Annotated in this window: 9 protein-coding genes and 11 pseudogenes; 12 read left to right on the top strand and 8 right to left on the bottom strand. The window is 46.6% G+C overall.

Annotation, left to right across the window (positions count from 1 at the left end; translation table 11 throughout):
• Positions 1–28: 28 nt before the first annotated feature.
• Positions 29–745, bottom strand: a complete 717-nt coding sequence (lipB, locus tag XZ46_RS06675; RefSeq protein ID WP_008049224.1) for a lipoyl(octanoyl) transferase LipB — start codon at positions 743–745, stop codon at positions 29–31.
• A gap of 1,103 nt (positions 746–1,848) precedes the next feature.
• Here lipB and XZ46_RS06670 point away from each other — a divergent pair.
• Positions 1,849–2,322: pseudogene (locus XZ46_RS06670) on the top strand (IS4-like element ISAtsp3 family transposase); the annotation flags it as partial.
• A 76-nt stretch (positions 2,323–2,398) separates the two neighbouring features.
• Here XZ46_RS06670 and XZ46_RS31955 read toward each other — a convergent pair.
• Positions 2,399–3,410 (bottom strand): annotated as a pseudogene (locus XZ46_RS31955) (IS630-like element ISAtsp4 family transposase).
• Between the two features lie 55 nt (positions 3,411–3,465).
• Here XZ46_RS31955 and XZ46_RS06655 point away from each other — a divergent pair.
• Positions 3,466–3,900: pseudogene (locus XZ46_RS06655) on the top strand (transposase); the annotation flags it as partial.
• 1 nt (position 3,901) lies between these two features.
• Here XZ46_RS06655 and XZ46_RS31950 read toward each other — a convergent pair.
• Positions 3,902–4,778, bottom strand: a protein-coding gene (locus XZ46_RS31950) for an IS630-like element ISAtsp1 family transposase (RefSeq protein ID WP_108614679.1) whose coding sequence is annotated in 2 segments (ribosomal slippage) — positions 3,902–4,447 and positions 4,449–4,778 — 876 coding nt in all. Because the reading frame shifts where the segments join, the coding sequence is not laid out codon by codon here.
• Positions 4,779–4,833: 55 nt separating this feature from the next.
• On the opposite strand from XZ46_RS31950, the pseudogene XZ46_RS33980 reads away from it, so the two are divergent.
• Positions 4,834–5,025 (top strand): annotated as a pseudogene (locus XZ46_RS33980) (IS4 family transposase); the annotation flags it as partial.
• Between the two features lie 395 nt (positions 5,026–5,420).
• A protein-coding gene (locus XZ46_RS31945; RefSeq protein WP_157883430.1) for an IS630-like element ISAtsp1 family transposase occupies positions 5,421–6,297 on the top strand; the annotation gives its coding sequence in 2 pieces (ribosomal slippage) (positions 5,421–5,750 and positions 5,752–6,297; 876 coding nt in all).
• Positions 6,298–6,722: 425 nt separating this feature from the next.
• Here XZ46_RS31945 and XZ46_RS35810 read toward each other — a convergent pair.
• A complete protein-coding gene (locus XZ46_RS35810; protein WP_006668098.1) occupies positions 6,723–6,902 on the bottom strand; it encodes a hypothetical protein in 180 nt (59 codons plus the stop codon).
• A gap of 376 nt (positions 6,903–7,278) precedes the next feature.
• Here XZ46_RS35810 and XZ46_RS06625 point away from each other — a divergent pair.
• The 4 genes and pseudogenes from XZ46_RS06625 to hpf form a co-directional block, all read left to right on the top strand.
• A pseudogene (locus XZ46_RS06625) lies at positions 7,279–8,142 on the top strand (IS630 family transposase); the annotation flags it as partial.
• Positions 8,143–9,156: 1,014 nt separating this feature from the next.
• Positions 9,157–10,967 (top strand): annotated as a pseudogene (ltrA, locus tag XZ46_RS37790) (group II intron reverse transcriptase/maturase).
• 272 nt (positions 10,968–11,239) lie between these two features.
• Positions 11,240–11,311: pseudogene (locus tag XZ46_RS38230) on the top strand (HNH endonuclease); the annotation flags it as partial.
• Between the two features lie 346 nt (positions 11,312–11,657).
• Positions 11,658–12,296, top strand: coding sequence for a ribosome hibernation-promoting factor, HPF/YfiA family (hpf, locus tag XZ46_RS06610; RefSeq protein WP_006620899.1), 639 nt, complete (start codon positions 11,658–11,660; stop codon positions 12,294–12,296).
• 204 nt (positions 12,297–12,500) lie between these two features.
• On the opposite strand, the pseudogene XZ46_RS06605 reads toward hpf, so the two are convergent.
• The 3 genes and pseudogenes from XZ46_RS06605 to XZ46_RS31930 all read right to left on the bottom strand — a co-directional run.
• Positions 12,501–12,746: pseudogene (locus XZ46_RS06605) on the bottom strand (zinc ribbon domain-containing protein); the annotation flags it as partial.
• Between the two features lie 119 nt (positions 12,747–12,865).
• A protein-coding gene (locus tag XZ46_RS06600; protein ID WP_249432976.1) for an IS630-like element ISAtsp1 family transposase occupies positions 12,866–13,742 on the bottom strand; the annotation gives its coding sequence in 2 pieces (ribosomal slippage) (positions 12,866–12,928 and positions 12,930–13,742; 876 coding nt in all).
• Positions 13,743–13,824: 82 nt separating this feature from the next.
• Positions 13,825–14,701 (bottom strand): IS630 family transposase gene (locus tag XZ46_RS31930; RefSeq protein ID WP_157883429.1). Its coding sequence is split into 2 segments (ribosomal slippage): positions 13,825–14,370 and positions 14,372–14,701, totalling 876 coding nucleotides; the frame shifts between segments, so codons are not numbered across the junction.
• Between the two features lie 1,612 nt (positions 14,702–16,313).
• Between XZ46_RS31930 and XZ46_RS31920 the strand changes: the two genes are divergently transcribed.
• From XZ46_RS31920 to XZ46_RS36340, 3 genes and pseudogenes are all read left to right on the top strand, one after another.
• Positions 16,314–17,190 (top strand): IS630-like element ISAtsp1 family transposase gene (locus XZ46_RS31920; protein ID WP_048895136.1). Its coding sequence is split into 2 segments (ribosomal slippage): positions 16,314–16,643 and positions 16,645–17,190, totalling 876 coding nucleotides; the frame shifts between segments, so codons are not numbered across the junction.
• A 764-nt stretch (positions 17,191–17,954) separates the two neighbouring features.
• Positions 17,955–18,848, top strand: a complete 894-nt coding sequence (locus XZ46_RS06575) for an IS630 family transposase (protein WP_048894967.1) — start codon at positions 17,955–17,957, stop codon at positions 18,846–18,848.
• A gap of 19 nt (positions 18,849–18,867) precedes the next feature.
• A pseudogene (locus XZ46_RS36340) lies at positions 18,868–19,237 on the top strand (HNH endonuclease); the annotation flags it as partial.
• Here XZ46_RS36340 and XZ46_RS28510 read toward each other — a convergent pair.
• Positions 19,238–19,471, bottom strand: a pseudogene (locus XZ46_RS28510) (IS630 transposase-related protein); the annotation flags it as partial. It lies immediately after the preceding pseudogene.
• Positions 19,472–19,529: 58 nt separating this feature from the next.
• Between XZ46_RS28510 and XZ46_RS28505 the strand changes: the two are divergent.
• Positions 19,530–19,836, top strand: a pseudogene (locus tag XZ46_RS28505) (RNA-guided endonuclease IscB); the annotation flags it as partial.
• Positions 19,837–19,969: the final 133 nt, after the last annotated feature.

Below are 19,969 nucleotides of genomic sequence, written 5' to 3'. Positions count from 1 at the left end.
GAATAGACCCTTGTGGGGCTCCTTTGGCTCAAGTTATGGCGATCGTTCCGGGCGCCTTTTCCTCTCGAGTAAGTTTGAGGGTGACTCCAAAAACTTCAGCAAAACAGGCCGCGAGGACATCCCGGACTTGCTCGATGGAAATATCCGGGACTAATTCAGCCAGACTCCCTACGGGGAAATCAGAAATACCACAGGGAACGATCGCTTTAAATCCAGTTAAGTCAGGACAAACATTCAAAGCGAACCCGTGCATAGTAATCCAGCGACTGACCTTAATCCCAATGGCTGCTACTTTAGTTTCCCCCACCCAAACCCCTGTCAAACCCTCGATGCGCTGGGACTCAATTCCCCAAACTCTAATTGTCCGAATCAATACTTCTTCTAGTTGGCGCAAATACCAATGTAAGTCCATTTGATGCCGTCGCAGGTTCAAAATCGGATATCCTACCAATTGGCCAGGACAGTGATAGGTGACTTCCCCCCCTCGTTCGACTCTGTACAGTTCATATTCAGACTTATGGGGGTCAAACTTGAGAAATTCAGAACTAGCCCCCTGTCCCAGGGTATAAACGGGCGGGTGTTCTAATAAAATCAAAATATCCTCTAAATTTGGACAATTAATGCGATCGGCCACTAAGTCTTGCTGCCATCTCCAAGCCTGTTGATAAGAAATTAGTCCCAAATTATAAAATTGGCAATAAACCTCATTAGTATCGACAATAGCAACAGGAGTGTCGTCGGGCATGGTAAAATATTCTTATATGAGCGAAACGTTCAGGAGAAGAAATAAGGCTGCAATGCCTGAAATCAACTCCTGGTGGGGTTCCAGCCCCGAGTCTGGATAAATGAAGGTGACATGAACACCCCATAACTGTTTGTATGTCCCGACGCTTGGACTCACCTCCAGGCAAGGAAGGGAATCTCAAGGTCAATATACGGACTGCTGCTGTTAAACGTAGAAGTAGTTATGGTCGAAAGGGAAGTCGCCTTCCCCAACTCCAATTCCAAACCGTGCTTGATACTTTCACATCACACGGCTCCTAATGTAGATACCCTATTGTCAGTAGGAACAGGGCTACAACCCCCTGCTTTATGACCTCAACTTTCGGAGCTATATACAACCACGTAGTCATTAACTCGCTCTCGTCATAAACACTCTTAGTTGTCGCGGTCTCTATATCCACACCGTGACTAGTGGGCATATCCTAACCATTACAGTTAGGCATTAGCTTTCAGTCACATCCTTTCCCCTAGGAGGGTTAGGGGTCGAGAGTGAAGTCACCTTCCCGAACTCCCATTCAGAACCGTGCTTGATAGTTTCCCATCACACGGCTCCTGGTGTGGATACCCTATTTGTCAAAGGAGCAGAATCAAGAGACCTGCTTTCTACTTCGATGTTCAGAGCTATATGCACCACGTAGTCTTTACACTCGTCCTCGCCATTATACTCTTACTGACCGCAGTATCTATATCCCCACCGTGACCTGTGGGCATATCCCAACCATTACAATTGGGCTTTAGCTTCTGGTCACATCCTTAACCCTCTAAGCATGCGCTTAAATGTTTCACTACTGCCTTGTGAATTGCATTACTCACTTGTTTATAGGCAGAGCATTAGAGGGGTTACAACGTTCCGATTATATGGGCATTCCATCGTTAGATTTGTCCTCAGAACCGGGGTACCTCAGTACAGGACAAAAAAGCTGAAAGTCTTAGCCAAAAGGGAATCTAGCCGAAAATTCTGAAGGGGGCGCTCCGGGCTGAGGTGAAAGTCGAGGGGTGGGGGGGTAGCGCCAAGTTGGGGTGAGAGGGTTAGATCGGAATTACCACAAACCAAACTTCCCTCTCATGAACGAGCTTAACCGATTACGAGACACTTTGCGCCCTCACTTGCCCTGGCACGGGGCGAGATTAAACTTTGTCTGCCTGTTCCTGATGGCGCTATTCCAAACAAAGACGGTTAATCTGATGGAAATAGCGACTGTATTCGCAAATCCTGTGCAAATTTCCTCAAATTACCAGCGATTACAACGTTTTTTTCGGCAATTCAAATTTGACCGGGCAGAGATTGCCCGTTTCGTCGTTAGCCTCATTGACATTCCCCAACCTTGGACTCTTAGTCTCGACCGCACCTGTTGGTCTTTCGGTCAAACCCATTTCAACATCTTGATGTTGGCAGTCGTCCACGAGGGGATTGCCTTTCCCCTGCTGTGGACGATGCTTGACAAAAAGGGCAATAGCAACAGTGGCGAACGCATGGACTTATTCGACCGCTTCGAGGCACTATTTCCTGACGTGGAGGTGGCTTGTCTGACCGCTGATATCAAGTCCGGATAATCAATTATAGTAAAGTCTCGGTTTGAGGCCACCAATGAAAACTGGTCAAGCCTCGAATTAATTAGCGCTGTTTCCACAAACTTCGGCAGCGAGCACACAAGAGTTCCTCTAGCTGATCAAGATTCTCAAATGAACGATTGGCAATGGGTTCATCTACCAGAGGCCACAGTCTTTCTGCTGGTTGTAGTTCCGGGGAATGGGACGGTAGAAACATTAAATGCAGTCCTTCGGGTACTTTCAGATTCTTACTGATATGCCATCCGGCTTGATCAACCACTAACATAATGTGTTGATTTGGACCTAATTTAAATTCGGCAGCAAACTCCTGTAACACTCGACTAAATAGAGTTGTATTGACGTAAGGTATAATCCACCAATAAGTCTCTCCCGTTTCCGGTCTCACAAAACCATATAGCCATAACCACTCGAATTTCCAATTAATATGGGCGAGTGGTTGACAATCTTCCGCTACATAAATACGTCGCATCACCGGTTTGAGTCCCAGACGGTGTTCATCTTCGCTCCACAATTGCACCTGTGCATCAGGGTATCTCCGGCGAAGTCCCTCTAACTCCGTTACCAGTTTTTTTTCCAGGCTTGCTGCTCGTCTTCGTCACTTTCGATGTGAGCCGGTCTCGGTACACGAAGCCGAAATGTCATTTGTCGCAGAATCTCCCATCCCCTTTGTCGGCTAATTTTTCGTCCAGTTACTCCTGTCAACCAGTCTGCCACCTGGCGACCGTTCCACAGTCCCCCATCCGGCGCTGTTCCTTGCAGGGCTTGCCATAACTGAGCTTGAGTCACATCATCAATTAACGGTGGATGTCCGGGATTTCCTTTTCGGCGCGCACCCAGCCCTTTTAATCCCAATTGTAGTTGTATCTCTTTACCAATTCATAAATCCAGATGCGACTGTAGCCCGTAATTTCTTGGACTTCCTCCGTGGTCTTCCCCTTAGCCAACAACCAAATAATTTGATATTGGCGACTTTCCAAGCCCTCTTGGGCTTGGTGATCAGCCCGGCCAAGTTCTTCGGTACTTAAGTGGGGAGCTATACTAATTCGTCTGGGCATAACGCAAGTTTGGCATTGGTCACTGATATTATAACCGATTAAGCGAACTTGATATGACCGGGAATTTGTGGGGCGAGATTGGCTCTCGTATCTTCTCATCGACCCCGAGGTTCCTTTCCGCCTACGCATCCGCCACAGCGAGCTGATTAGTCCTAAGTTAGGAGGAACTCGGCGTAGCGGCGAACGAATGTTTGATTCTCTGCGACCCGGAGAATTTCGCCAGCTTTCGGGTCGCCGTTGGGTTTGGGGACGGCAGGTTTACGTCATTGGCTCTCGTCTGGCTGATTCGGGGGAGTTGTTGATTCTCATCACTAACGCTTGCCCCGAAACGGCCCTCCCCGACTATGCTCGGCGTTGGGGTATTGAAAACCTCTTCGGAGCCTTGAAGACTCGGGGCTTCTGTCTCGAATCGACTCACTTTAAGGACCCTGAGCGCTTGAGCCGTTTATTGGCTTTGCTTAGCCTGGCTTTTATAGCATTAGTCAAGGTGGTTAGGACGCAGCTTTGAGAACGGAATCCATGGCATCATGGAGAGAATCAAACTGCTCAATGCAGTGGCGAATACGGGCTTTCAGCCACGACCAACATTTCTCTATCTTGTTGAGGTCTGGCGAATAAGGTGGTAGATAGAGTAAACGGCATTGAGCTGCCTCCACCAGTTCAGCAATCCGTCCCCCTTTATGAAACGTTGCATTGTCCAATACTAGAGTCTGACCTGGCTTCAATGTTGGAATTAAGATGAACTCCAACCACAACTCAAACACTGTCCGATTACAACAACCCTCAAAGCTAAAGGGAGCTAAGAGTTGTTGATGACACCATGCGGCTATCATACTTACCCTGCCCTGCCTCTTCCCTGATTTGAGTGCATGGAAGCGTTTTCCTTCCTCGCAGTAACCATAAGGGTAATCCGAGTCCTGACTATTCATGCCGGCTTCATCGAGGTAGACCACTTCTTCCGGCTCCATCTGTTCAATCTGAGCCATAAACTCCTCTCGCTGTTGCTCATCACGTTCTTGGTAGCCGTAAGTTTTTTTTTCTGGTGAAGCCAATTTTCTTCAAGGCTCTGGATATGGTGCGAGGAGAGATGTCGTCATCCCAAAGTTCAGCCATTTGAGCTGCTGTTTTGTCGCCATGCTCTTGGGCAAAAGCCTTGAATTTTTGCCAGTCGGTAATTTTGTGGTTATTGCCAGGTCGGTGATGAGGTTTAGGGAGGAAGTCTCCGGTCTGTGCTTTTCTTTGCAGCCAGAGATTAATGGTGTTCCTGCTGACATGGAAAACTTGACTGGCTTCTGTTTTGGGCATACCGTCTAGTTCAATGGCATCAATAACTTTTTGTCTGAGGTCGTAACTATAGGGGGCTGGCATTTTTGGTCTTCTTAGTCATCTCGTCCTCTCCATTATACGTCCTAAGTGTTCTGTCTTGTGCTATACTTGGGCTATGAAGGTGGGTTTGTGGATTCACCAAGGTTCACCCATTCCTTTGAAGGCTCACGGACGACGCTCCCAGAGTCTTTTCCGCACTGGCTTCGATTTTCTACGCCGCACTTTCTCTAATCTGCCTTTGTTTTCAGGGCGGTTTCACCAGGCTCTACAACTTTTGTCCTGTACTTAGCCGGGGTACTTTTCAAGGTCTGTGTAGGTAGTCGGACGAACCCCCTACTTTTCCCCTTGCCCTTTTGAGCGCAGCGTGTCAACCTATTTCGCTGCTAGTGTATTACGATGGTTCAAGTCGGACATTCGGTCTTCCTAATCATAGATGGTTAGCAGTGGTCGCGTCTTGGTAGTAGGTTCTACCTCACGCCTTCCGTTCCCCGCTTCAATCCTGGAGTTATGATTTCCAAAACTGGGGGTGGCTATCGCCGTTATTCTCTACTCCCTGATTTCTCAGTTCGTTTATGACCTTGAGTTCCCTGCCTTGCTTAGTTCCCTAAGCGTCGGGACATATAGCACAAGACAGAACACTTAGGACGTATAATGGAGAGGACGAGATGACTAAGAAGACCAAAAATGCCAGCCCCCTATAGTTACGACCTCAGACAAAAAGTTATTGATGCCATTGAACTAGACGGTATGCCCAAAACAGAAGCCAGTCAAGTTTTCCATGTCAGCAGGAACACCATTAATCTCTGGCTGCAAAGAAAAGCACAGACCGGAGACTTCCTCCCTAAACCTCATCACCGACCTGGCAATAACCACAAAATTACCGACTGGCAGAAATTCAAGGCTTTTGCCCAAGAGCATGGCCACAAAACCTCCGCTCAAATGGCTGAACTTTGGGATCACGACATCTCTCCTCGCACCATATCCAGAGCCTTGAAGAAAATTGGCTTCACCAGAAAAAAAAACTTACGGCTACCAAGAACGTGATGAGCAACAGCGAGAGGAGTTTATGGCTCAGATTGAACAGATGGAGCCGGAAGAAGTGGTCTACCTCGATGAAGCCGGCATGAATAGTCAGGACTCGGATTACCCTTATGGTTACTGCGAGGAAGGAAAACGCTTCCATGCACTCAAATCAGGGAAGAGGCAGGGCAGGGTAAGCTATATAGCCGCATGGTGTCATCAACAACTCTTAGCTCCCTTTAGCTTTGAGGGTTGTTGTAATCGGACAGTGTTTGAGTTGTGGTTGGAGTTCATCTTAATTCCAACATTGAAGCCAGGTCAGACTCTAGTATTGGACAATGCAACGTTTCATAAAGGGGGGCGGATTGCTGAACTGGTGGAGGCAGCTCAATGCCGTTTACTCTATCTACCACCTTATTCGCCAGACCTCAACAAGATAGAGAAATGTTGGTCGTGGCTGAAAGCCCGTATTCGCCACTGCATTGAGCAGTTTGATTCTCTCCATGATGCCATGGATTCCGTTCTCAAAGCTGCGTCCTAACCACCTTAACTAATGCTATATAACCAGTTATGAGGATGGTCAGGAGAGGTCTCCTTATATCCAGATTCGGAGCTGGAATCCTCACCGGGTAGTTATTTCGGGCATTTCAGCCCTATTTCATACCCGAACGTCTCGCACCATACGCTTACACTTTTCACGCTCTGCTTGCGAGTAATATTGCTCACTTGTTTATTAGCAGAGCCTAAGAGGGGTTTAAACGTTCCGTTTATATGGGCATTCCATCTTTAGATTGGTCCTATCCACCGGGGTATTTTCAAGGTCTGTGTAGGTAGTGTAAGTAAACTCCTACTTTTCCCCTTGCTCTTTTGAGCGCAGCGTTTCAACCTGTTTCGCTACTATAAATTGACGATGGTTCAAGCCGGACATTCGGTTTCCCTAATCATAGATGATTGGCAGTGGTCGGGTTATTGGGAACAGGTTTCCCTCACGCCTTCCGTTCCCCGCTTCAATCTGACGGGTTGTGAGTCCTGAAACTGGGGGTGGCTATCGCCTTTACTCTCAACTTCCTGCTGTACATAAAACCAGCGTTCAGTCTTGACCTTGAGTTCCCTGCCTTGTTTGGATTCCTCCAAACGTCGGGACATATAAACAGTTATGGGGATGGTCAGAAACGAGATACGAGTTTCTTGTATTCAACCAAGGGGTTGAAGTCCCCACTAGGAGGTTATTTCGAGCATCTCAGCCCTATTTCATTCCTAAACATCTCGCACACTCACTTATTTATTAGCAGAGCCAATGAGGGGTTTAAACGTTCCATCTATGCGGGCATTCCATCTTTAGATTTGTCCTATCCACCGGGGTACTTTTAAAGGTCTGTGTAGGTAGTTATAACAGCCTCCTACTTTTCCCCTTGCCCTTTTGAGCGCAGCGTATCAACCTATAGCACAAGACAGGAAAGTTAGGACGTATAATCGAGAGGACGAGATGACTAAGAAGACCAAAAATGCCAGCCCCCTATAGTATAGTTACGACCTCAGACAAAAAGTTATTGATGCCATTGAACTAGACGGTATGCCCAAAACAGAAGCCAGTCAAGTTTTCCATGTCAGCCGGAACACCATTAATCTCTGGCTGCAAAGAAAAGCACAGACCGGAGACTTCCTCCCTAAACCTCATCACCGACCTGGCAATAACCACAAAATTACCGACTGGCATAAATTCAAGGCTTTTGCCCAAGAGCATGGCGATCAAACCTCCGCTCAAATGGCTGAACTTTGGGATGACGACATCTCTCCTCGCACCATATCCAGAGCCTTGAAGAAAATTGGCTTCACCAGAAAAAAAACTTACGGCTACCAAGAACGTGATGAGCAACAGCGAGAGGAGTTTATGGCTCAGATTGAACAGATGGAGCCACAAGAAGTGGTCTACCTCGATGAAGCCGGCATGAATAGTCAGGACTCGGATTACCCTTATGGTTACTGCGAGGAAGGAAAACGCTTCCATGCCCTCAAATCAGGGAAGAGGCAGGGCAGGGTGAGCTATATGGCCCCATGGTGTCATCAACAACTCTTAGCCCCCTTTAGCTTTGAGGGTTGTTGTAATCGGACAGTGTTTGAGTTGTGGTTGGAGTTCATCTTAATTCCAACACTGAAGCCAGGTCAGACTCTAGTGCTAGACAATGCAACGTTTCATAAAGGGGGACGGATTCCTGAGCTAGTGGAGGCGGCTCAATGCCGTTTGCTCTATCTACCACCTTATTCGCCAGACCTCAACAAGATAGAGAAATGTTGTTCGTGGTTGAAAGCCCGCATTCGCCATTGTATTGAGCAGTTTGATTCTCTCCATGATGCCATGGATTCCGTTCTCCAAGCTGCGTCCTAACCACCTTGACTAATGCTATAACATCCACGACAGCAATTAGGATACGGTCAACTTCCGCACTTATACAACAAATTACCCCAAAAAGCAAGAGGTTTTTGACAAAACTTTACATAGATTTATGTCAGTCTGGCTGTCGGTGATCAGGTGAGCAGATTGTGGTAACATAATAGGATATCCGCTCAGGTTGCAAGACCTTGGGTTCAGAAAAGATATGCTAAAACATGGCGGATCTTGATGGACTTAAAAAAGTAAGCCAAAGTAGTAGCGATAACACTGTAAAAAGCTAGGCTACACCTAAAAGTGCGAGACGTTCAGGCATGAAATAGGGTTGTAATACCCGAAATAACCGCCTGGTGGGGATTTCAGCCCATCGGTTGAATATAAGAACCTCGCTTCTGACCATCCCCATAACTGTTTATATGTCCCGAAGCGAAAAGCAAGGCAGGGAACTCAAGGTCAATCCCACAAAGAAAATCGTAATGCTCAATTACACCATAAGGAGGAGTATTAAAACCACTTAGGCGATTGTGGGAAAGAGTAACGGCGATAGCCACCCCCAGTTTTAGGAATCACAACCCTAGGATTGAAGCGGGGAACGGAAGGCGTGAGGGAAAACCTATTCCCAATAATCCGACCACTGCCAACCATCCATGACTAAGGAAATCTGAATGTTCCGACTTGAACCATCGTCATTAGCAGGCAGCGAAATAGGTTGACACGCTGCGCCCAAAAGGGTAAGGGGAAAAGTAGGGTTCTTTATATAACACCTACACAGACCTTTAAAGTACTCCGGTGGATAGGACAAGTCTAAAGACGGAATGCCCATATAAACGGAACGTTTTAACCCCTCTTAGGCTCTGATTATCTGGTCGAGATAAACAGTAGTGAAAGTGTAAGCGCCAGCCTATTAGAGGATGTGAGATGTAGCCAGAAGCCAATGCCTTGCTGTAATGGCAGGGATATGCTGACAAGTCACGGTTTGATTGTAAAGAATAGAGTCTAGTAGGAGTCATTATGACGAAAGCGAGTTTAAAGAAAGGGTTTGAGAAATCAAAGCCAATCAAGACTACGAGTGTATGGAAAGCTATACCATGGGCGAAAGTTCAACGTCAAGTTTTCAAGCTCCAAAAGAGGATATTTCAAGCAGCTAAATCGGGACAGGACGCAAAAGCAAGAAGGTGGCAACGTCTACTGGTGAAATCATATTATGCCCGACTCTTAGCAGTGCGGCGAGTGACTCAAGATAATCAAGGCAAAAAGACAGCAGGTGTCGATGGAATGAGAGCAATCTCCCCAAGACAAAGACTGGAACTAGCTAAGAGTATCAAAGGAAATCTCAAAGCAAAACCACTGCGTAGGGTGTGGATTCAAAAACCCGGAAGGGATGAAAAACGTCCTCTGGGAATACCCACTATCCAAGATAGAGCAAGGCAAGCCTTGGTAAAGTCGGCACTCGAACCTGAATGGGAATCGAGGTTTGAAAGCAACAGCTATGGGTTCCGACCCGGACGGTCAGCCCATGATGCAATATCCAGAATCTTTCAAAGTATAAACAAAGGAGGTTATTACATACTGGATGCAGATATAGCCAAATGCTCTTACCGTGAACCATGATTATCTACTGAACACAATTCATTGTCCAAGCAACCTAAAGAAAGACCTGAAACAATGGCTTAAAGCAGGAGTGCTAGATAACGGCGTTTTCGATGATACAGAAACAGGGACACCCCAAGGAGGGGTAATAAGTCCACTCCTAGCCAACATCGCACTGGATGGAATAGCTAGGTTAATTGAAACAATGTATCCTAAGAAAAATAATAGGGCTCAAGCCACTACAATAAGATACGCCGATGATTTCGTAGTAATATCACCATCACTCGAAATTATTGAACAGTGCAAGACTGCTATTTCTGAATGGCTCAAACCTGTAGGACTAGAGATTAAACCTGAAAAGACTCGAATTTGTCACACACTCAAACCTATTGAGTATAATGGCAAAACAGAAGAACCCGGGTTTGATTTTCTCGGATTCAATATCAGGCAATACCCGGTAGGAAAATACAAGTCTGGGAAATTAGGGGAACGAAGGAAAGGTAGTTTTCTACTTAATAAAACCCCTCACAAAATGTTGGGATTCAAAACCCACATTAAACCCAGCAATAAAGCAGTTAAAGCCCATACAGAAGTGATTAAAGGTGTAATCAAACAACATAAAACAGCACCTCAATCAGCCCTGATAAACAAACTAAACCCGATTATTCGGGGATGGTCAAACTATTATTCAGGAGTCGTCTCATCAGAGACCTTCGGTAAGCTAGACAATATAATCTGGCAGATGTTACGGGCATGGACAGTATCAAGATGCGGAAAGGCAAGTTTACGAGAAGCTAGGAAACTATTTCAGACATGGAACAGTTAAACTTAGCAATGAGGTAGAAAGGCATGAATCTTGGTTATTCCAGACCAAGGATGGACACACACTATGGAAACATAGCTACACTCCGATTGCCAGACATACCACAATACGCCCTGAAGCAACACCATACGACGGAAATTGGACTTATTGGGCAACCAGAAAAGGACAAGCAATCGACACGCCAACAAGGGTAGCAAAACTACTCAAGAAGCAAAAAGGCAAGTGTACCTGGTGTGGGCAATACTTTACCCCATCAGACATAGTTGAAATAGACCACATTGTACCTCGAAGTCTCGGCGGAAAGGACGAATACAAAAATCTTCAACTACTACACCGCCACTGTCACGATGATAAGACGGCACTTGACAATGCCAACGCTGTATCCCTAACAATGGAGCAATCAGACTAGGAGCCGTATGATGGGAAACTATCACGTACGGTTTTGTATGGGAGGGGGAGAAGGTGACTTCTCTCTCGACACTACTAAGTTGCGACAATTTCCTTATTTTGGGGGAACCAAAGGGCATCATCAAAGTAATTCTTAACCGGAGTCTACCGCTGTGGAACGACTGAAAAACCAGGTGATAGGTCGGCCAGTTATATTCTGGACAATCATGGATGATTGAATAGGATGATCTGTGAATTGACCCATCAAGAATTGTCAAGAGATGCAAAGGATTTTACTGTCACGATGATAAGACGGCACTTGACAATGCCAACGCTGTATCCCTAACAATGGAGCAATCAGACTAGGAGCCGTATGATGGGAAACTATCACGTACGGTTTTGTATGGGAGGGGGAGAAGGTGACTTCTCTCTCGACACTACTAAGTTGCGACAATTTCCTTATTTTGGGGGAACCAAAGGGCATCATCAAAGTAATTCTTAACCGGAGTCTACCGCTGTGGAACGACTGAAAAACCAGGTGATAGGTCGGCCAGTTATATTCTGGACAATCATGGATGATTGAATAGGATGATCTGTGAATTGACCCATCAAGAATTGTCAAGAGATGCAAAGGATTTTAAAGAAATTACATTTCTGAAATGCAAAATGTTAAGGTGAAGTTAAGCCCACACTATGATCGGGAGGGAGCTGTATGAAGCTTGTTATCCAGGGTAAAAATCTTGAAATTACCGATGCTATTCACGAGTATGTACAACAGAAAATTGCCAAAGCTGTTAGTCACTTTCAGCAATTGACAAACGAAGTGGATGTCCATTTATCTGTGGCTCGGAACCCTCGGATAAATCCAAGACAAACTGCTGAAGTCACGATTTATGCCAATGGCACAGTTATTCGTGCTCAAGAAAGCAGTGAAAATCTCTATGCCAGTATTGACCTAGTAGCAGATAAAATTGCTCGTCAATTGCGTAAGTACAAAGAAAAACGCATGGCGAAACAATATCAGCTTCCTAAGACTGGTGAAGTGGTTGCACAGAAGCCCATTGTTGATGATTTAATTGGCGATCGCACTGTGAAACTTCCAGAAGAAGTGGTGCGGACGAAATATTTTGCCATGCCTCCAATGAGCATTCAAGAAGCATTAGAACAGTTGCAGCTTATTGATCATGATTTTTATATGTTCCGTAATGCTGAAACTGATGAGATTAATGTAATCTATCAGCGATCGCATCATGGTGGTTATGGAGTCATCCAACCCCGCAATGGTAGCGTTCCGACCAGTAATGGTCAAACTGGTGCGGAATTGACAGAACGGGCTTCGACCTCTCCTTAAAGTAGGTAGGTGAAGCCACATAATATAGTTGACACTCCCATTAGGGTTAGTGGCGGGTTTCGCCTGTCGCGCCTGTCACCGGGGAGTTAGGCGGCGCGAGGGCTTGGTTTGAGGAATCAGGCCCTTAGTTAGTTGGGATTAATCAACCCACCCTTGGATAAAAGATTGACACTCCCCGGCCTAAAGGCGCGGGGATTCGCAGTTCTACGGGAGTCCAACGACTTTACCCTCACCGAGCTTCTTGACGGTAAGCCCTGCCGCTGCAATCCCTCGGTTCCGAATGACTTGGGCGGCGGCCACGTCGCGATTGGTGATGTAGCCGCACTCAGGACATTTATGAACCCGGATACTGAGGTCTTTCTTGACCGCTGTTGAGCATTGAGGGCACTCTTGACTGGTGCCTGCTGCTTCAACCTTGGCAAAATACACGCCACGCTTCCAGCACACCCATAGTAGGGGTCGAGAGAGATGTCACCATCTCCCCCTCCCATGCAAAACCGTGCTTGAGACTTTCACCTCACACGGCTCGTAGGGTGCGTCACATCCAGATATAGTATTAGTCAAGGTGGTTAGGACGCAGCTTTGAGAACGGAATCCATGGCATCATGGAGAGAATCAAACTGCTCACGTGCAGTGGCGAATACGGGCTTTCAGCCACGACCAACATTTCTCTATCTTGTTGAGGTCTGGCGAATAAGGCGGAAGATAGAGTAAACGGCATTGAGCTGCCTCCACCAGTTCAGCAATCCGTCCCCCTTTATGAAACGTTGCATTGTCCAATACTAGAGTCTGACCTGGCTTCAATGTTGGAATTAAGATGAACTCCAACCACAACTCAAACACTGTCCGATGACAATAACCCTCAAAGCTAAAGGGAGCTAAGAGTTGTTGATGACACCATGCGGCTATCATACTTACCCTGCCCTGCCTCTTCCCTGATTTGAGTGCATGGAAGCGTTTTCCTTCCTCGCAGTAACCATAAGGGTAATCCGAGTCCTGACTATTCATGCCGGCTTCATCGAGGTAGACCACTTCTTCCGGCTCCATCTGTTCAATCTGAGCCATAAACTCCTCTCGCTGTTGCTCATCACGTTCTTGGTAGCCGTAAGTTTTTTTTCTGGTGAAGCCAATTTTCTTCAAGGCTCTGGATATGGTGCGAGGAGAGATGTCGTCATCCCAAAGTTCAGCCATTTGAGCGGAGGTTTTGTCGCCATGCTCTTGGGCAAAAGCCTTGAATTTTTGCCAGTCGGTAATTTTGTGGTTATTGCCAGGTCGGTGATGAGGTTTAGGGAGGAAGTCTCCGGTCTGTGCTTTTCTTTGCAGCCAGAGATTAATGGTGTTCCGGCTGACATGGAAAACTTGACTGGCTTCTGTTTTGGGCATACCGTCTAGTTCAATGGCATCAATAACTTTTTGTCTGAGGTCGTAACTATAGGGGGCTGGCATTTTTGGTCTTCTTAGTCATCTCGTCCTCTCCATTATACGTCCTAAGTATTCTGTCTTGTGCTATTAGCATTAGTCAAGGTAGTTAGGACGCAGTTTTGAGAACGGAATCCATGGCATCATGGAGAGAATCAAACTGCTCAATACAATGGCGAATGCGGGCTTTCAACCACGACCAACATTTCTCTATCTTGTTGAGGTCTGGCGAATAAGGTGGTAGATAGAGCAAACGGCATTGAGCCGCCTCCACTAGCTCAGAAATCCGTCCCCCTTTATGAAACGTTGCATTGTCTAGCACTAGAGTCTGACCTGGCTTCAGTGTTGGAATTAAGATGAACTCCAACCACAACTCAAACACTGTCCGATTACAACAACCCTCAAAGCTAAAGGGGGCTAAGAGTTGTTGATGACACCATGCGGCTATATAGCTCACCCTGCCCTGCCTCTTCCCTGATTTGAGGGCATGGAAGCGTTTTCCTTCCTCGCAGTAACCATAAGGGTAATCCGAGTCCTGACTATTCATGCCGGCTTCATCGAGGTAGACCACTTCTTGTGGCTCCATCTGTTCAATCTGAGCCATAAACTCCTCTCGCTGTTGCTCATCACGTTCTTGGTAGCCGTAAGTTTTTTTTTCTGGTGAAGCCAATTTTCTTCAAGACTCTGGATATGGTGCGAGGAGAGATGTCGTCATCCCAAAGTTCAGCCATTTGAGCGGAGGTTTTGTGGCCATGCTCTTGGGCAAAAGCCTTGAATTTATGCCAGTCGGTAATTTTGTGGTTATTGCCAGGTGGGTGATTAGGTTTAGGGAGGAAGTCTCCGGTCTGTGCTTTTCTTTGGAGCCAGAGATTAATGGTGTTCCGGCTGACATGGAAAACTTGACTGGCTTCTGTTTTGGGCATACCGTCTAGTTCAATTGCATCAATAACTTTTTGTCTGAGGTCGTAACTATAGGGGGCTGGCATTTTTGGTCTTCTTAGTCATCTCGTCCTCTCCATTATACGTCCTAACTTTCCTGTCTGGTGCTATATATCCACACCGTGACTAGTGGGCATATCCTAACCATTACAGTTAGGCATTAGCTTTCAGTCACATCCCTTCCCCTTAAAGGGTTAGGGGTCGAGAGTGAAGTCACCTTCCCGAACTCCCATTCAGAACCGTGCTTGATAGTTTCCCATCACACGGCTCCTGGTGTGGATACCCTATTTGTCAAAGGAGCAGAATCAAGAGACCTGCTTTCTACTTCGATGTTCAGAGCTATATGCACCACGTAGTCTTTAAACTCGTCCTCGCCATTATACTCTTACTGACCGCAGTATCTATATCCCCACCGTGACCTGTGGGCATATCCCAACCATGACAATTGGGCTTTAGCTTCTGGTCACATCCTTCACCCTCTAAGCATGCGCTTACATTTTTCACTACTGCCTTGTGAATAGCATTACTCACTGGTTTATAGGCAGAGCATTAGAGGGGTTACAACGTTCCGATTATATGGGCATTCCATCGTTAGATTTGTCCTCTCCGCCGGGGTACTTTTAAAGGTCTGTATAGGTAGTCGCACGAACCCCCTACTTTTCCCCTTGCCCTTTTGAGCGCAGCGTGTCAACCTATTTCGCTGCTAGTGTATTACGATGGTTCAAGTCGGACATTCGGTCTTCCTAATCATAGATGGTTGGCAGTGGTCGCGTCTTGGTAGTAGGTTCTACCTCACGCCTTCCGTTCCCCGCTTCAATCCTGGAGTTATGATTTCCAAAACTGGGGGTGGCTATCGCCGTTACTCTCTACTCCCTGATTTCTCAGTTCGTTTATGACCTTGAGTTCCCTGCCTTGCTTAGTTCCCTAAGCGTCGGGACATATAACCAGTTATGAGGATGGTCAGGAGAGGTCTCCTTATATCCAGATTCGGAGCTGGAATCCTCACCGGGTAGTTATTTCGGGCATTTCAGCCCTATTTCATACCCGAACGTCTCGCACCATGCGCTTACATTTTTCACTACTGCCTTGTGAATAGCATTACTCACTGGTTTATAGGCAGAGCATTAGAGGGGTTACAACGTTCCGATTATATGGGCATTCCATCGTTAGATTTGTCCTCTCCGCCGGGGTACTTTTAAAGGTCTGTGTAGGTAGTCGCACGAACCCCCTACTTTTCCCCTTGCCCTTTTGAGCGCAGCGTGTCAACCTATTTCGCTGCTAGTGTATTACGATGGTTCAAGTCGGACATTCGGTCTTCCTAATCATAGATGGTTGGCAGTGGTCGCGTCTTGGTAGTAGGTTCTACCTCACGCCTTCCGTTCCCCGCTTCAATCCTGGAGTTATGATTTCCAAAACTGGGGGTGGCTATCGCCGTTACTCTCTACTCCCTGATTTCTCAGTTCGTTTATGACCTTGAGTTCCCTGCCTTGCTTAGTTCCCTAAGCGTCGGGACATATAACCAGTTATGAGGATGGTCAGGAGAGGTCTCCTTATATCCAGATTCGGAGCTGGACTGGAATCCTCACCGGGTAGTTATAGCACAAGACAGAACACTTAGGACGTATAATGGAGAGGACGAGATGACTAAGAAGACCAAAAATGCCAGCCCCCTATAGTTACGACCTCAGACAAAAAGTTATTGATGCCATTGAACTAGACGGTATGCCCAAAACAGAAGCCAGTCAAGTTTTCCATGTCAGCAGGAACACCATTAATCTCTGGCTGCAAAGAAAAGCACAGACCGGAGACTTCCTCCCTAAACCTCATCACCGACCTGGCAATAACCACAAAATTACCGACTGGGAAAAATTCAAGGCTTTTGCCCAAGAGCATGGCGACAAAACAGCAGCTCAAATGGCTGAACTTTGGGATGACGACATCTCTCCTCGCACCATATCCAGAGCCTTGAAGAAAATTGGCTTCACCAGAAAAAAAAACTTACGGCTACCAAGAACGTGATGAGCAACAGCGAGAGGAGTTTATGGCTCAGATTGAACAGATGGAGCCGGAAGAAGTGGTCTACCTCGATGAAGCCGGCATGAATAGTCAGGACTCGGATTACCCTTATGGTTACTGCGAGGAAGGAAAACGCTTCCATGCACTCAAATCAGGGAAGAGGCAGGGCAGGGTAAGTATGATAGCCGCATGGTGTCATCAACAACTCTTAGCTCCCTTTAGCTTTGAGGGTTGTTGTAATCGGACAGTGTTTGAGTTGTGGTTGGAGTTCATCTTAATTCCAACATTGAAGCCAGGTCAGACTCTAGTATTGGACAATGCAACGTTTCATAAAGGGGGACGGATTGCTGAACTGGTGGAGGCAGCTCAATGCCGTTTACTCTATCTACCACCTTATTCGCCAGACCTCAACAAGATAGAGAAATGTTGGTCGTGGCTGAAAGCCCGTATTCGCCACTGCATTGAGCAGTTTGATTCTCTCCATGATGCCATGGATTCCGTTCTCAAAGCTGCGTCCTAACCACCTTGACTAATGCTATATTTCGGGCATTTCAGCCCTATTTCATACCCGAACGTCTCGCACCTTGCGCTTACACTTATCACTACTGACTACCTCGACCAGATTGTCAGAGCCTGAAAGGGGTTATAACGTTCCGTTTATATGGGCATTTCATCTTTAGATTTGTCCTGTCCACCGGGGTACTTTAAAGGTCTGTGTAGGTAGTTAGAATAGCCACCTACTTTTTCCCTTGCTCTTTTGAGCGCAGCGTATCAACCTGTTTCGCTACTCAATTCTTACGATGGTTCAAGCCGGACATTCAGTCTCCTTAATCATGGATGGTTGGCAGTGGTCGTATTATTGGGAATAGGTTTTCCCTCACGCCTTCCGTTCCCCGCTTCAATCTGACGGGGTGTGATTCCTGAAGTTGGGGGTGGCTATCGCCGTTACCCTCATCTCTGATTCCGTCTATTCCTTGTTCGGTTTCCCGGTTTCTTTTTTGGTTCGGTTTCCCGTCCCTCTAATTGTTAAGAAATATTAATAATTGTTACAGAGTGTTTTGACCTTGGGTTCCCAGCCTTATTTTGTATAACCCTATACAAAATGTCGGGACATATAAAAAGTTATAGGGATGGTCAGGAGAGTATCCTTATATTCAGCCGGGGGGTTGAAGTCCCTACCAGACGGTTATTTCAGCATTGCAGCCTATTTGCGTCTGAACGTTTCACACATCCGGGAGAATTATAGGAAAAGACAGAAAAGTTAGGACGTATAATAGCAAGGATATCTACAGAAGACCCAAAAGGCCAGCCCCCTACAGTTACGACCTTAGACAAAAAGTTATCAATGCAATTGAACTATACGGTATGTCCAAAACTAAAGCCAGTCAATTTTTCCATCTCAGCCGGAACACTATCAATCTCTGGCTGCAAAGAAAAGAACACACCGGAGACTTCCTCCCTAAACCTAATCGCCCACCTGGTCATAACCACCAAATTACCGACTGGCACAAATTCAAGGCTTTTGCCCAAGAGCATGGCGATCAAACCTCCGCTCAGATGGCTGAACTTTGGGATGACGACATCTCTCCTCGCACCATATCCAGAGCCTTGAAGAAAATTGGCTTCACCAGAAAAAAAACTTACGGCTACCAAGAACGTGATGAGCAACAGCGAGAGGCGTTTATTGCTCAGATTCAACATATGGAGCCGGAAGAGTTGGTTTACCTCGATGAAGCTGGCATCAATAGTCAAGACTCGGATTATCCTTATGGTTACTGTGAGGAAGGACAACGCTTCCATGCCCTCAAATCCGGGAAGAGGCAGGGCAGGGTGAGCTATATGGCGGCATGGTGTCATCAACAACTCTTAGCCCCCTTTAGCTTTGAGGGTTGTTGTAATCGGACAGTGTTTGAGTTGTGGTTGGAGTTCATCTTAATTCCAACATTGAAGCCAGGTCAAACTCTAGTACTGGACAATGCAACGTTTCATAAAGGGGGGCGGATTGCTGAACTGGTGGAGGCGGCTCAATGCCGTTTACTCTATCTTCCGCCTTATTCGCCAGACCTCAACAAGATAGAGAAATGTTGGTCGTGGTTGAAAGCCCGCATTCGCCATTGTATTGAGCAGTTTGATTCTCTCCATGATGCCATGGATTCCGTTCTCCAAGCCGCGTCCTAACCACCTTGACTAATGCTATAAAAATGTAGCGCTTGAAATTGAGCATATCCAGCCCCGGTCTAAGGCTGGCTCTGACCGGGGTTTCTAACCTGACGATGGCTTGCCACTCATGCAATCAAGCCAAAGGCAATGGGGACATTCGAGATTTTTTATCGGGCCAGCCTGATTTACTGAGTCGTCTTCTCAGGCAGGCAAAATCACCCCTTAAAGATGCAGCAGCGGTCAATTCAACTCGATGGGCATTGTTCAATGCTTTGAAAGCAACAGGACTCCCAGTAACCACAGGAACGGGCGGACAAACTAAGTTCAATCGAATTCGGCTCAACCTACCTAAAGCTCATTGGATTGATGCTGCCTGTGTTGGACAAGTCGAATCACTCGAAGTTCTTATGCTCTTGGGCAAAAGCCTTGAATTTCTGCCAGTCGGTAATTTTGTGGTTATTGCCAGGTCGGTGATGAGGTTTAGGGAGGAAGTCTCCGGTCTGTGCTTTTCTTTGCAGCCAGAGATTAATGGTGTTCCTGCTGACATGGAAAACTTGACTGGCTTCTGTTTTGGGCATACCGTCTAGTTCAATAGCATCAATAACTTTTTGTCTGAGGTCGTAACTATAGGGGGCTGGCATTTTTGGTCTTCTTAGTCATCTCGTCCTCTCCATTATACGTCCTAAGTTTTCTGTCTTGTGCTATACTTCCAAACCGTTGCTGATTTTAGCGAAGGGGCATGGAACCCGTCAGATGTGCGGGACGGATAAGTACGGATTCCCAACTCGTCACCGCTCAAGGAGACAAATTCACAAAGGCTTTCAGACTGGCGATATCGTTACTGCCACTGTCACGGCAGGGAAGAAAATTGGCTCCTATGTTAGGACGGGTTCTCTGCCGTGCTTCCGGCAGTTTCGATATTACCACTGCCTCGGTCAGAGTGGCAGGCATCAGCCATAAATACTGCCAACCAATTCACAGAAAGGATGGTTACACCTATGCTTGAAAGACTGACGGGGACTAAAGTCCCCGTGTCGCGTTTCCTCCCCGGTCTAAAGACACGGCGCTTCCACGCTCCCGAGAGGTCTACGTTAAATTCGGGTACAACTACAGGAACAAGTGCGAGTTTAACCGAATCA

It is taken from the genome of Limnospira indica PCC 8005 (assembly GCF_000973065.1).
Taxonomy (GTDB): domain Bacteria; phylum Cyanobacteriota; class Cyanobacteriia; order Cyanobacteriales; family Microcoleaceae; genus Limnospira; species Limnospira fusiformis.
Note: the sequence above shows the minus strand (reverse complement) of the source record. Positions and strands in the feature narration are given on the sequence as shown.